Genomic DNA, 12,553 nt, shown 5'->3' on the forward strand with positions numbered 1-12,553 from the left:
GGCTTGGGTTAGTGCCGCCTTCAGATGGAAGGCCGCCGCTGCATCCGGTTCCAGCCTTCGGCCGGGTTGAAGCTAATTCTGCGGACGCAGGAACCAGTCAAAGTGTTTCGCTATCAACGGACCCACAACAAAGACAATGAGACTTACCGTGATCGGCGTTAGAACCAGTGTTCGATGCCAGACGGCCCAGCTGTCGGCCAGCGGACTCAGTGCGTAGAGCAAAAGCGTCACGATGGGGTAGACGAATACAATCATGACGATGGTCATTCTGATTTTTGATGGTCTGGCCGGTACGACGGCGGGGCCGTCGCATGCCCTCGGGCTCTTCGAAGCGCAGGTCGTAGTCTCAGGCTTGTTCAAATCACTAGCCTCTTAGTATTCGGCGCTCGACCGCTGGCGAAACCTCTTGTACCAGGCGTCAAGGCGCGGATGAGCGGAGCCGAAGGGTTGGTCGAACCTCTCCCGGCATGTTTGAAAGATTGAAAATACCGTGCAGTCCGCGATCGTCGGCCTGTCTCCTGCCAGGAACTCGTTATCTCCGATCGTCGCCTCCAGGACATCCAGTATTTCAGTGACGTACCCGAAGAGTTTGGTAGCAACCTCCAGTGATGGGGATGGCTCCTTGACCGGGAAGGATTTGGTGACATTCCACAGCCAAAGCTGAGAGCGGACCACCAGATCAGTGCCCAATCGCTCAAGCGACCGTATTTTCGCGCGAGAAATGGCATCGCTCCCCATCATCGGCATATCGGGATACAGCTCCTCCAGATACTCGACAATAGCGGCCGAGTCTGTGATCGGCACACCCTCATCCGTGACGAGGGTCGGGGCTCGCCCGCCGGGATTGATCGCGAGGTATTCGCGCGACTTGTGCTCTCCTCCAGCGTAATCCAGATCATATCGCGGAACGTCGATCCGCTTCTCGCTCAGGTAGATGATAACGCGCCGCGGATTTGTCCCCTTCTTAAACTGGTAGAGGAGCATACGATCAAACCTTCCCTTGACATCTCGATCGCTAGTCATGTCCCAGAGGTTGCGCGCAAATTTAGCGTGTTACAATGGGGCTTTTATGCTATTACTAAAGTGATGCTTTGCGAGGTGAGAAGTGGCGTCTGATCGTTTAACGCGCGTGCCGGCCCGACAGGCGCTGTCGGACTTCATCCGACAATGTCGTGAGCGCACTTCTCCAGAATCGGTTGGCTTGCCGCAGGTGCGCCGCCGTCGAACCAGAGGCCTTCGTCGTGAGGAAGTCGCCGCGTTGGCTGGGGTCGGCTTGACGTGGTACACTTGGCTCGAGCAGGGACGCGACATAGCGGTATCGGATGATTTTCTCCATCGATTGACGCGAGGACTTCGGCTCGACCGGGCCGAACGGGAGCACCTTTTTGCGCTGGCTGGCCGTGAAACATTTTCGGATGGAGCTGAAAGTGCCGAGCTTCCTCCGTCACTCGTAAGGATGATCAATGCTCTCGATCAAGCCGCTTACATAATGAACAGCTCCTGGGACGTCCTGGCCTATAACAAGGCGGCCAGTACCCTGTTCGAAGACTTCAAATTGCCGCGACCGAACATGCTCCGCATCGTTTTCTTTTCCGACCACTACCGGCAGAGGATCCAGGACTGGCAGTTCGCAGCGAGGCTTGTCCTGCTCAAGGCGCGCCATGACTTTCTGACGGGCGGGAAAAGCCCGCTTTTGAGGTCCATCCTCGATGAGGTTCTTCAAGTCGTTCCTCAAGCCAGGGAATGGTGGGATGATCCCGAAGTACTTCGGATCGGAGATATGGACATTACGCTGTGCGATGCACAGGGCGGTTGGCGAAGCTATCGCCTCAATATCCTCGTCTCCGAAAATAGGCCCGGACTTCGCATCGCCTTCTACGATGAAAAAGTAGGAGCTTGAGCGAAGCGTCTTAGAATGTGGTTGTGGATTTCGAGCGCCGTTCGCTTTTTTGCAACGCGACAATGTCTGCTGTTGGCAAATAGTATTGAAAAACTTCTGCGGGTGGCTTCTCCTACGCGCTCACTGACTCATATTCCGGTAAGGCCGTACCTTTCCTTTACGGCTCCCGCAAGAAAAGTGTCATCGACTGTGAGCCACTAGGAAATCCATTCCTGACGAAGGAGGCGGGGAGTGTTCACGCCAACGCTCAGGGGAATTTTCAACACTATCGGCGCACAGTACGTGACCTAGCGGTTCGTCTATGGCGGACTTGCGGGCGCGAAGCCGACGTTCACCAATCTAATCTTCATCTCAAATCGGGCACCCTTGCGAAAGCGGGCCATACTCGCCTTGAAAGGATCTAAACCGCCGACGTGCGCCCTAGACTTGCTAAGAGATTGAAACCGGTCACCGCTTTGGGCGGAGCGTTGGCTGCGGCTTAACGTCGTGGAGGCATGCGCTTGCCCGATTAGATACATTTTGATCCAATCCACTGCACAACACCCCGCTTCCTCACCTCGAATTTGGCTCGTCAGCTCGTGGATTCAGCCGTGGAGTGCGTATGGTTATCGTGCAATACGATGGAATGCCTGAACGGTGGATTTCCGAGGTCCTATGTCTGAACTCGATTGGCTGAGCCATCTGCTGCAAATCATCACGGTTACCGGCCAGCTCGAAGTGCGCTGCGCCTACGGCGCTCCGTGGCGCATTACCTGGAACCGGGCCGCGGCGAACGAAATTCCCTACCACGTCGTTGTCAGAGGCCGGGCGATCTTTGAGGATCCGAGGGCAGGAATCCGGCGAGAGTTGACGAGCGGCGACATCGTGCTGCTACCACACGGTGCGGCGCATGTGCTGCACGACGGTAGCGGACAAACGCCCGTTCCCACTCAGCAGCGGCAGGATGCCGCCGGTTGGATATTGAGCGAGAACAACAGCAACGGCGAGCAGCTCGATCTGTTGTGTGGCCGATTTTTCATCACACCTCCTCACGATCGACTGATCCGTAACTACCTGCCTCTCAACCTGGTTGCGCGTGCCATGGATGGCCCCTCAGAACACAGTTTGGCGTCCGCAACCAACGAACTCGCCGGTCTGGTGGGGCTGATGCGAATGGAAGCTGCCGGCGACCGACCGGGAGGACGCGCCGTTCTCAATGCACTGTCTTCGGCTCTTTTCACGCTGGTGTTGCGCGCCGCGAGCCAATCCGAAACAGCTCCTGAAGGTTTGCTGGCGTTGGCCGGCCACCCGCGGCTGGCCCCAGCAATAAGCGCCATGCTCGCCGATCCGGCTAAGCCCTGGAAACTGCCTGAGCTGGCGGACCTCTGCGGCATGTCGCGCGCCACGTTCATGCGTCACTTCCAGGGCCGGCTCGGTTGCTCCGCCCTCGATCTGTTGACCGATCTGCGCATGAGCCTGGCCGCCAACGAGCTTAAAAAGTCAGCGATCAGCACGGAGGCCGTCGCGGAAACGGTCGGCTATCTATCCGTTTCTGCGTTTCGGCGTGTATTCGCCGAGAGAATGGGGATGACACCAGGCGAATGGCGCCGGCTGGCGCAGACCGGCGAGACAAGTGCCGGTTAGGGTCGGCCTCTAACATATGATCCTTTTGAGCATCATATTGAAGCAAAGAAGTCTCGTTAATATCATAGACGCTCGTAAAATCGGCTCCGTAATCACTTGATGAGGGGAGCCACCCAATGAACTACATCAGCAATACAGCCACCGAAACGGCACCGACGAATGCCGTCATCGAAACCATCCTGAGCCGCAGCGCCGCGAAATATTACGACACTGCCGCCACCCTCACCGACGATCAGATCCGGTACCTGGTGCGGATCGGCACGTCGGCGCCGACGTCGTTCCACCTGCAGAACTGGCGGTTTATCGCCGTTCGCACACCCGAAGCCAAGGCCCGGCTGCGCCCGATCGCCTGGAACCAACCAGCAATCACTGAAGCCGCAGTCACCTTTATCATCATCGGCCAGTTGGCCGATGCGAGCACCGTTCCCGAGCGTCTGGCGCCGGTCGTGGAAGCCGGCATTATGCCGGCCCACCTGGTGCCGGAATGGGAAGCGCCCGCCCGGGACCTCTATGACAATCAGCTCCAGCGGCAGCGTGACGAGGCAGTGCGCTCTGCGACCTTCGGTACCGCGGCAATCATCTATGTGGCGCGATCGCTGGGTCTCGGTTCTACGCCGATGGTCGGCTTCGATGCCGATGCCGTGCATCGCGAATTCGGCCTCGCAGAAGACGAAATCCCGGTCATGCTCTTGACCGTCGGGCCGGAACGGGCCGGCAACTGGCCGCAGAAACCACGCCTGCCCGTGGCTGACGTCCTGTCCTTCGCATAACCCCCAACTCAATCAACTTTTATGGAGACTATCATGACCAGAACTAGCGTTCTGACGCCGGAACAGGTGCCGGCTGCATCCAAGCAAACACTCGATGCTTTCACCAAAAACATCGGGTTCACTCCAAACATGATGGCGGCCTTTGCGCAAAGCCCGATCGCCTTTAACGCATGGGCTGCCTTGCTCGGCTCCCTCAGCAAGACGCTTGACGTCAGGACGCGAGACAGCATCGGCCTTGCTGTCTCCGAAGTGAATGGCTGCAACTACTGCCTGACGGTTCACAGCTTCACCGCCGAACATATGGCCAAGCTGCCAGCCGAAGAGATCATTCTCGCTCGCACGGGCCACGCAAATGACCCGAAGCGGGATGCGGCGGTGCAGTTCGCGCGCAAGGTTATCGAGACCCGAGGGCAAGTCAGTGACGCTGATCTGAAGGCTGTCCGCGATGCCGGCTTCACCGACGCGAATATCATCGATGATCGTCGCTCTGGTGGCCATGTACACCCTGACAAACCTGTTCAACAACGTCTTCGATCCGGACAGGGACTTTCCCGCAGTTGCCCCGGCTGGCGCGATCTGAGTTCCGAATTATCGCAACCTCATGAAGCTGTTGGATCAAACTCATGAACATTCTCCACATCGATAGCAGTCCGCGCCAACAATCACATAGCCGTCAGCTTTCGGCGGCGATCATTAAAAAGCTTCTTGAGATTGTGCCAGGCGCTGACATCATCCGGCGTGACCTAGGCGCTGATCCCCTACCTCAGACCGTAGCCCTTTATGCCGCCGCGCTGGCGTCGTCGGCAACTTTGGCCGCCCCGCCGGCAGGATCGCTCGATCTTTCCGAACAGCTCATTGGGGAGGTCGAAGCGGCGGATGTGGTCGTCATCGGAACGCCGATGCACAATCTGACCATTCCGTCCGTTCTTAAGGCCTGGATCGACCAGATCCTGCACGTCGGCCGAACAATGAAATCAACGCCGTCCGGGAAGGTGGGAACGCTTCGGGACCGTCCGGTCTTTATCGGCGTGGCTTCTGGCGGCTTCTTCACCGGCGAGCGAGCCAACCAACCGGATTTCCTGACACCCTATCTGTCGGTCGCGCTCAGCTCCATCGGGCTAAAGAGCCGGCAGTTTCTCCCGCTTCAAGGGACTGCCTTCCTTGACTGGGAGCAGGCGGCAGAGGCGAGAGACAAGACGCTTGCTGCTCCGGACCTCACCGCCGTGGAGCGTCTGACCGAGATCCAGAACCAACCCGCAATGATCGCGAGCGTCGGTCGGATGCATGCCGACCTCGCCTCGCTCCGGCGAGCATCGCCAGGCGCACACTGAGGACGCAAGGCTTCGAACGTCCGCACATCAACCACCCGGCGCAGCCGGACCATCAACATGAGGCTACAGATGATTTTATCTACGGCTACGCTTCCCCAGATCGGTGACAGGATCACCGGCAATTCGACATTGCCCGATGACGGCGCCATCCGCGAATGGCTGGGCTCAGAGGCATACGGCCAATGGACCGAACTGCGGACCTGGATCGACACGTCCTACCCTGGAGTGTTCGCACCGGACTGGCTTTACGGCGGAAAGAACCGCGGTTGGTCCTTGCGCTTCAAGAAGACCAAGGCGCTTACCACTTTGGTGCCGGAATATCGGCGGTTCTCTGCCATCGTCGTGATGGGCAGAGCGGAACGTGAGAAGTTCGAGGAACGGCGTTATTTTTGGCGGCCGCAATTGGTCAGAGCCTACGATGGCGCAAAGACCTACATCGACGGAAAATGGCTGACGCTTCCGGCCTCGCCCAAAGAGGAGCTGCAGGATGTGACAGAGCTTTTGGCGATGAAGCGTCCGCCACTCCCACGCTGAGTGTCCCCGTCACTGCAAAGTGCCGTGCAGGAGCCGACACCGAGCGACCGCTAAGGGCATCTAGCCACACATCCCTAAGGGAGATCGAAATGATCTTCCGCGCTGTATCACCACAATTATCAAATATCTGAGGAGACAAATCGATGAAAGCGATCATAGCAACCGACGAAGCCGCCGGCCCAGCTGGCATGTCGCTGGCGGAGCGTCCGCAGCCGCAGGCAGCGATAAACGACGTCATCGTTGAAGTACATGCGTCGGGCTTCGTGCCAACCGAACTCAGTTGGCCTTCCACCTGGATCGATCGCGTCGGCCAAAGACGAACGCCATCAATCCCGGGCCATGAGTTCGCCGGCGTGGTTACGGCTCTTGGCTATGGTACGACCGGCCTGTCTTTGGGACAGCGCGTGTTCGGCCTGACGGACTGGTACCGCGACGGCACCCTGGCGGAATACGTGGCCGTAGAGGCACGCAACCTCGTACCGCTCCCGGATGACGTGGAGTTCACAGTGGGGGCCAGCCTGCCGATCTCCGGCCTGACCGCCTGGCAGGGGCTGTTTCAGCATGGCCGTCTTCAAGCGGGTCAGAGCGTCCTTATACATGGCGCCGCCGGTGCGGTCGGTTCGATCGCGGCGCAGCTGGCCTGCGAATTCGGAGCCTATGTCATCGCTACCGGTCGCGCCGCCGACCGGCAGAAGTCGCTCGAGTTTGGCACGAACGAATTCGTCGACCTTGCAAACGATAGGCTCGAAGACATCGGTTTCGTCGATCTGGTGTTCGATGTCATCGGAGGTGAGATCCAGAAACGGTCGGCGGGACTGGTACGAGCCGGAGGTACGCTCGTGTCCATCGTTGGCCCGGTTGAAGCGCACCCCGCCGATGGTCTGGCTATTGATTTCGTCGTCGAATCTGATCGTGCTCAACTTAGCGAGATCGTTCAGCGGGTACGTGACGGGCGCCTTCGGACGAACATTGGCAACATCTCGGCGCTTGATAATGCCATCGCCGCATTCAACTCGACCGAGCGGCGGACGGGCAAGACGATCATCCGCGTTGGTCCATAAGACCTCGGGCATCGATATTGAGCCGTTGATTTTCTGGAGCTCTCCCAACCTGGGTCCTGACGGCCGGAGCAACAACTCCGGCCTTATGCTTCCGGATGCATGGCGGCTGCGACGGTTTGCTCTTGAAGGGATTGGAACCGACGTCCCTCACAGTGTCCAGCAAACGCTCTGGGTGTGCAATGAATAACGCAGAGGCATCCTTCAACGAATTCAACCTCTCCATGGATCGATAACGATCACCCCGGTACCGTCGAAATCCTGAACATTACGAGTGACGACAGCTAGACCATGAATTAACGCGGTAGCCGCAATCAAAGCATCAGCCTCATTCCGGCGGTCTGGGACATGCAAGTGGGCGCAACGAGTAGCAACGGCGTCGTCAATTGGCACAATTCGTTCTGCGAATTCAGGGCGAACGCGACTGTCCATCCATTCGCGCAATCGAGAACCCTGGGCAGCATCGCGACGCTGGATGCTTAATATCCCGCGCTCAAGTTCCAGGATCGTAATTGCGGAAATGAGCAAGTCATTTGAATCTTGAGCACCGACCCACTTCTTTACATTTGCATCGGCTTTTCCGTCCCCAACCTTGCGCAACTCGGACACGACATTTGTATCCAGCAAATATTTCAAGATAAATCGATCTCCCGAGGAGCGATCTCGGCTCGAGGCGGATCGAAATCAATAGTCGACAAGCCAGGCATCGAAAGAGCATCGACAAGGTTGCGGCGCTTGCCGGTCAGGCGCTCGAATTCGCTGTAAGTCATCAACACATGCGACGGTCTCCCGCGATCTGTGATTACTACAGGCCCTTTCTGCGCAGCCTTTTTTGCCCTGCTGACATCGTGGTTCAACTCCCGGCTAGACAAACTGGTGATGCTCATATCATGCCTCAATGTAGGAACATACCTACATATACGTCATCATTCATTAGGAAGCAATATTCAAAATATCGCCTTGAACGGGATCGAACGAACGCGAATTTCGTTAAGCCACTAAGAAATAAGGAATCGCTGCACGCTGCACTTTTCCTGGTCTTTGATAAGGCTACTTCTAAAACGAACAATCCTACCGGATTGCTGCTGCAGCATCATTCTGGAAATCGAGGATCGACTTCAACCTGGGGCGACCGACATTTCTATCAACCGGCGGTGTGCTTCGACCACGGGCACCAGGAGGTCGGGGGTGACCTCATCCGGAACATCCAGTCTGGTATGGCAACTGCGGTTCACCCCAAGACAGGCAAAGGCCTTGTCATAGCCGCGTTCGACAATGGTCGACAATTCTCCTGCTTCGGAGAGGATCGGTTGGGGGTCGTCCAAGCCCGCCAAACCGGAAAAAGCAGCCCTTGCCTGCACGGCGAGGCTCGGAGTCGTCATGCATATTCTGTTTGGATCAGCCGTATCCAATCGTCGCCCGCCCCGGATCGCCGTATAGGCTCTGGAAGCCAATCCGGCACCCATATGTGCCCAGATATCGGTTGCCTCCGGCAACGGCGCGCGATCCAGCGCTGAATGTGTCCCTGCAAAGCGAAGCTCATGCGCCCCGCTGTTCAGCAGAAACAGCGAATGGTCCGGAAACGCCTTCGGCAGCCAGGCCGCCAGCCCAAGAAATGCCGCTGTTCCGGTGCCCCTCTCGACCGAGCAGGTGAAGAAGCCGGAACGCGGCGTCGACATCGCAATCCAGCGGACCCCACGTTGTCTCCTTGCCACGAGCGTAGGACTGTATACAACCCGGTTTTCTCCGGTCAAATACAATCGGACTGTGAGGTTCGCAGATGCCATGCCGGCATAGGCCGCCAGGTCGGACGGACGTCCGATGGCGACGGGGATCGGAATGAACGGCTTGTCGGCATAGGAATTCAGCCCGACGATCTCTCCCGTCGGGCCGAACGGCAAAATGACGGCCGCCAGTGCTCCAGCCTCCGCCACTGCCGTCAGCAAGGGGGCTGCAACCGACGTCCAGATTGCGGCATGTCGGGCATAAGGCAACAGGACGACGGCGATGCGGCCCCGGGCGGCGTTGGCATCTGACACTGAATGTACCAATGCCAGCGGGGCTGCAATACCTTCGTCGGGCGTCGGAACGACAACAGGCTGCGGGTACAACTCCAGAGCGCAACTCGATCCAATCACGTCGCAGCGGCGAGGCTGAAAGAGCGGAACAGGAACCCGCAACCTTTCAACCTCATAACCTAGTTCCCCCAATTCGCGCGCAATCCATTCCGCGGTCGCGAGATCTCCAGCACCACCTGCGACCTTTTCTCCAAAGCTGGCGTGAATCAACAGATCGCGCCAGAGATACTCGGGATTTATCATTCTGGTCACCGAAGCCGGTCACTTATACATTTCGGTCGCGCGCTGCAGCATTTGCGTCCGCACGTTGGCGTCCTCTTGTGTACCCAACAGAGGCGCCTTCAGAAAATCCCTGACATTTTCCGGATACTGGTCTTCGAGTCCCTTGACTGTCGGGCGCCGGGCAGAGCCCGCATAGATCAGTTGTGCCTTGTCAGAGAGGAAAAAGTTCAACAGCACGCGCGCAGCATTCGGATGTGGCGTCCCCTTCACAACGGCAGCGTCAAAATTCCCGTAGACAAGGCCCTCCTCCGGCAGGATCACTTCGAGCGGCAATCCCTTGTTCAACAGGGTATCGGGCAGAATAAAGGGGATATAGACAGGATACTCACCCCGCGCCACGCGACGCGGACTGTCGCGTATCTCACGCGTGAAGACCGGCCGATTTTCGGAAAGACGCTTTTGATAATCCTCTCCGAACTTCTCGTATGTCACCGCGAAGAAGAGTCCGCCGCCGCCTACGGCACGAAAATCATCCGCGAGAATTTTCCCCTTCCAGCTCGGATCCGTCAGATCTGCCCATCTTTTAGGGCGTTTGTCCTTCGGAACGGATGCATTCACGATAATCCCCATGCTTTGCGAGAACACCGGGAGCCTCAGCTCATTTCCGGCAAATTCGGGCGACAGGCGTGCAGCATTTGGAATATCGCCGTGAGGTTGAAGGACACCCATGGTCTCCAGCGTCACGGAGCCGCCGCTGAAGGACAGGTCCGCCGCGGACCGATTGGTAGCGAGTTCGAGACGGAGCCTTTCGAAAAGCTCGCTCCCACGCAGTTCCAGCTTCTGTACCTCAATGCCGTATTCTTCGCTGAAGGCGGACAATATCTGATCGAGTTGGGGAACGCCGACCTGCGACGTGTAAAGCGTTACCCGACCTTCCTGTTTCGCAGCCTTTACGACGTCATCCCAGCTTTGCTCCGCCCAACCCGGGGAGCTTAAGCTTATCATTGCAAGGCCGGCCAACACGCGGGCCCACATATTCCTGAATATCATCTTCCTCTCCTCCTGCCCGCTCCACTCGATGGAAGCCAATCAAACCTTAGACAAAAGCGAAACGACAAAAACCCCTTGATGCGCCTATAGAGCTTTCGCGAATCGAGGAAGATCGAAGGTATCCGCTCTGCTCGGTTTGCTGACTGCTTGATTGCATGCGGATAAAGATGATTCAGCCGACCTGGCTTGGAGAACTCCGTTCTCGGATCGAGAAAGGACTTGCCGCACATCGACATATTTACCCGTAATGCCGGGGATCCGATCATGGTCCGGGTTTCGATGTGCAGTCACGTCATGCTCGGAGTAGCGACGGCTGCGGGACAGGGAGCGGCGGATGGATACCACGGAGTTAACGGCAGTCCGCCTCCTGGATCGACCGATCATCCAGCCAGAAATGTGCCGGCGGATGGGGCAGAATATCAACGGGCCCAGCATTATCCAGGTGCCGGATTGGGTAGAAAACGCGCTCGGTGCTTATTATCTTTATTTCGCCCACCACCGTGGCGATTATATTCGACTTGCCTACGCCGACACCGTAACAGGTCCCTGGACCGTTTACGAGCCAGGCGTGCTTCCTCTGGCCGACTCCGGCTTCAGTCATCACATCGCCTCGCCCGAAGTAATCGTGGATCATACGGTCAGGCAGATTCGCATGTTTTTCCACGGTGGCGACGAAATCAAACATCAGTTTACACGTCTGGCAATATCGCCCGATGGCCTGAATTTCACAGCACGCCCGGAAAACCTGATGAACCCCTATGCTCGTCTGTTTGAGCACGGGGATTGGGTTTACGCTATAGCAATGCCCGGCCAGTTCTATCGGTCCAAGGATGGAGTCAAAGACTTCGTCCCGGGGCCGCGACTGTTTTCTGCCAATATGCGTCATGCTGCCGTCTGGGTAGAAGGCAATTGCCTCCATGTGATTTACAGCAATCGCGGCGACGCTCCGGAATCCCTCCTCCATTCCAGAATTGACCTGTCCACCGATTGGATGGAGTGGCGGGAAGAAGCTTCGAAAATCCTTCTCACACCGGAAAGAGAATATGAAGGCGTGAACCTGCCGATCGAACCTTCAACCATAGGACCAGCGGAAAAACCGGTTCGCCAATTGCGGGATCCGGCGGTATTCCAGGCCGACGGCAAACTTTATCTCATCTATTCCGTCGCAGGGGAAAGCGGTCTGGCGCTGGCCGAAATCAACTCTCGGAAGGTCTCATCGCGCTCAAAGGTCTTGATGAGAGTCGAACCATCGACCCAATGCACGCCCTGGAAGCGGTGAACCGCCCCAGGTTTCTGGACCAGCGGATGGTAGAGTTTTCCGGCCTATCTCAGGAAGCGGGCTGGCGGCGCTCCCGGATTCATCAGTGAGATCGGTACCTTGTTACCGATCGCACCATGTGGTCGAAACTCATTATAGTCTCTGCGCCAATCCTCCATCTTTTCGCGGGCGTCCGCAAGGGTCAGGAACCAATGCTGGTTCAGGCACTCCGCTCGGAAGCGGCCATTGAATGCTTCGATGAAGGCGTTGTCCGTGGGCTTTCCCGGACGTGAGAAGTCCAGGATAACGCCCTTGGCATAGGCCCATAGATCAAGATCGCGGGACACAAATTCGGTCCCCTGATCGACACGGATCGTCTTCGGATAGCCAACATGGCGGCACACCCGTTCGAGCGTCCGCACTACGTCTTCGCCGCGATAGCTGTGACGCGGGTCAAGCACCGGCACATACCTCGAGAAGGTGTCGACCACCGTCAGGACGCGCAACTTCTTACCGGTCGCGAGCTGGTCGTGAACGAAGTCCATCGCCCAAACATCATTCGGGCCAACAGCCATTTGCCGATCTTCCCGAAGCTTTGCCTTCACCCGCCGCTTGGGTGTCTTGTTGCGCAGTTGAAGACCCAAGTCCTTGTAATGCGATAGGTTCGCTTGATGTTGGTGCCCCAACCCTCGCGTTCCAACAGCACATGCACACGACGATAGCCATGGC

Annotated in this window: 13 protein-coding genes and 2 pseudogenes; 8 read left to right on the forward strand and 7 right to left on the reverse strand. The window is 57.5% G+C overall.

Going from position 1 to position 12,553, the window contains the following annotated elements; all coding sequences use genetic code 11:
* Window positions 1–72: 72 nt before the first annotated feature.
* Together ACMGE0_RS30815 and ACMGE0_RS30820 are read right to left on the reverse strand one after the other, a co-directional pair.
* Window positions 73–360 (reverse strand): putative antibiotic biosynthesis monooxygenase, encoded by a 288-nt coding sequence (locus tag ACMGE0_RS30815; RefSeq protein ID WP_495885027.1) that lies wholly within the window; start codon window positions 358–360, stop codon window positions 73–75.
* Between the two features lie 12 nt (window positions 361–372).
* Complete coding sequence (locus ACMGE0_RS30820) at window positions 373–984, reverse strand: glutathione S-transferase family protein (protein ID WP_436819696.1); 612 nt, start codon at window positions 982–984, stop codon at window positions 373–375.
* A 121-nt stretch (window positions 985–1,105) separates the two neighbouring features.
* Here ACMGE0_RS30820 and ACMGE0_RS30825 point away from each other — a divergent pair, with 121 nt between their 5' ends.
* From ACMGE0_RS30825 to ACMGE0_RS30855, 7 genes and pseudogenes are all read left to right on the forward strand, one after another.
* Complete coding sequence (locus tag ACMGE0_RS30825; protein ID WP_436819697.1) at window positions 1,106–1,900, forward strand: helix-turn-helix transcriptional regulator; 795 nt, start codon at window positions 1,106–1,108, stop codon at window positions 1,898–1,900.
* A gap of 654 nt (window positions 1,901–2,554) precedes the next feature.
* Window positions 2,555–3,523 (forward strand): AraC family transcriptional regulator, encoded by a 969-nt coding sequence (locus tag ACMGE0_RS30830; protein WP_436819698.1) that lies wholly within the window; start codon window positions 2,555–2,557, stop codon window positions 3,521–3,523.
* A 116-nt stretch (window positions 3,524–3,639) separates the two neighbouring features.
* Complete coding sequence (locus ACMGE0_RS30835) at window positions 3,640–4,293, forward strand: nitroreductase family protein (RefSeq protein ID WP_436819699.1); 654 nt, start codon at window positions 3,640–3,642, stop codon at window positions 4,291–4,293.
* Between the two features lie 33 nt (window positions 4,294–4,326).
* Window positions 4,327–4,873, forward strand: a pseudogene (locus ACMGE0_RS30840) (carboxymuconolactone decarboxylase family protein).
* Between the two features lie 43 nt (window positions 4,874–4,916).
* Entirely contained in the window at window positions 4,917–5,624 is a 708-nt protein-coding gene (locus ACMGE0_RS30845) for an FMN-dependent NADH-azoreductase (protein ID WP_436819700.1), read from the forward strand.
* Between the two features lie 69 nt (window positions 5,625–5,693).
* Entirely contained in the window at window positions 5,694–6,158 is a 465-nt protein-coding gene (locus tag ACMGE0_RS30850) for a DUF3788 domain-containing protein (RefSeq protein ID WP_436819707.1), read from the forward strand.
* 143 nt (window positions 6,159–6,301) lie between these two features.
* Window positions 6,302–7,219 (forward strand): NADP-dependent oxidoreductase, encoded by a 918-nt coding sequence (locus ACMGE0_RS30855; RefSeq protein WP_436819701.1) that lies wholly within the window; start codon window positions 6,302–6,304, stop codon window positions 7,217–7,219.
* A gap of 210 nt (window positions 7,220–7,429) precedes the next feature.
* Here ACMGE0_RS30855 and ACMGE0_RS30860 read toward each other — a convergent pair whose 3' ends face one another.
* The 4 genes from ACMGE0_RS30860 to ACMGE0_RS30875 all read right to left on the reverse strand — a co-directional run bounded on the left by ACMGE0_RS30860 (window position 7,430) and on the right by ACMGE0_RS30875 (window position 10,566).
* Complete coding sequence (locus ACMGE0_RS30860; RefSeq protein WP_436819702.1) at window positions 7,430–7,852, reverse strand: type II toxin-antitoxin system VapC family toxin; 423 nt, start codon at window positions 7,850–7,852, stop codon at window positions 7,430–7,432.
* Window positions 7,849–8,103, reverse strand: coding sequence for a type II toxin-antitoxin system Phd/YefM family antitoxin (locus ACMGE0_RS30865; RefSeq protein ID WP_436819703.1), 255 nt, complete (start codon window positions 8,101–8,103; stop codon window positions 7,849–7,851). The genes ACMGE0_RS30860 and ACMGE0_RS30865 overlap by 4 nt, the downstream gene beginning before the upstream one ends.
* Before the next feature lie 231 nt (window positions 8,104–8,334).
* Window positions 8,335–9,537 (reverse strand): porin family protein, encoded by a 1,203-nt coding sequence (locus tag ACMGE0_RS30870; protein WP_436819704.1) that lies wholly within the window; start codon window positions 9,535–9,537, stop codon window positions 8,335–8,337.
* A gap of 18 nt (window positions 9,538–9,555) precedes the next feature.
* The gene (locus ACMGE0_RS30875; RefSeq protein ID WP_436819705.1) at window positions 9,556–10,566 is read right to left on the reverse strand and encodes an ABC transporter substrate-binding protein; all 1,011 of its coding nucleotides are present in this window, start codon (window positions 10,564–10,566) and stop codon (window positions 9,556–9,558) included.
* Window positions 10,567–10,900: 334 nt separating this feature from the next.
* On the opposite strand from ACMGE0_RS30875, the gene ACMGE0_RS30880 reads away from it, so the two are divergent.
* Window positions 10,901–11,845, forward strand: coding sequence for a glycoside hydrolase family protein (locus tag ACMGE0_RS30880; RefSeq protein WP_436819706.1), 945 nt, complete (start codon window positions 10,901–10,903; stop codon window positions 11,843–11,845).
* Window positions 11,846–11,889: 44 nt separating this feature from the next.
* Here ACMGE0_RS30880 and ACMGE0_RS30885 read toward each other — a convergent pair.
* A pseudogene (locus ACMGE0_RS30885) lies at window positions 11,890–12,553 on the reverse strand (IS3 family transposase); the annotation flags it as partial.

It is taken from the genome of Neorhizobium descurainiae, from assembly GCF_051400715.1.
In the GTDB taxonomy this organism is placed as follows: Bacteria; Pseudomonadota; Alphaproteobacteria; order Rhizobiales; family Rhizobiaceae; genus Neorhizobium.

Coding starts and splice junctions, on each gene's coding strand:
- ACMGE0_RS30820 (WP_436819696.1), bottom strand. CDS start 984: ATGCTCCTCTACCAGTTTAAGAAGGGGACAAATCCGCGGCGCGTTATC.
- ACMGE0_RS30830 (WP_436819698.1), top strand. CDS start 2,555: ATGTCTGAACTCGATTGGCTGAGCCATCTGCTGCAAATCATCACGGTT.
- ACMGE0_RS30835 (WP_436819699.1), top strand. CDS start 3,640: ATGAACTACATCAGCAATACAGCCACCGAAACGGCACCGACGAATGCC.
- ACMGE0_RS30845 (WP_436819700.1), top strand. CDS start 4,917: ATGAACATTCTCCACATCGATAGCAGTCCGCGCCAACAATCACATAGC.
- ACMGE0_RS30850 (WP_436819707.1), top strand. CDS start 5,694: ATGATTTTATCTACGGCTACGCTTCCCCAGATCGGTGACAGGATCACC.
- ACMGE0_RS30855 (WP_436819701.1), top strand. CDS start 6,302: ATGAAAGCGATCATAGCAACCGACGAAGCCGCCGGCCCAGCTGGCATG.
- ACMGE0_RS30865 (WP_436819703.1), bottom strand. CDS start 8,103: ATGAGCATCACCAGTTTGTCTAGCCGGGAGTTGAACCACGATGTCAGC.
- ACMGE0_RS30870 (WP_436819704.1), bottom strand. CDS start 9,537: ATGATAAATCCCGAGTATCTCTGGCGCGATCTGTTGATTCACGCCAGC.
- ACMGE0_RS30875 (WP_436819705.1), bottom strand. CDS start 10,566: ATGATATTCAGGAATATGTGGGCCCGCGTGTTGGCCGGCCTTGCAATG.
- ACMGE0_RS30880 (WP_436819706.1), top strand. CDS start 10,901: ATGGATACCACGGAGTTAACGGCAGTCCGCCTCCTGGATCGACCGATC.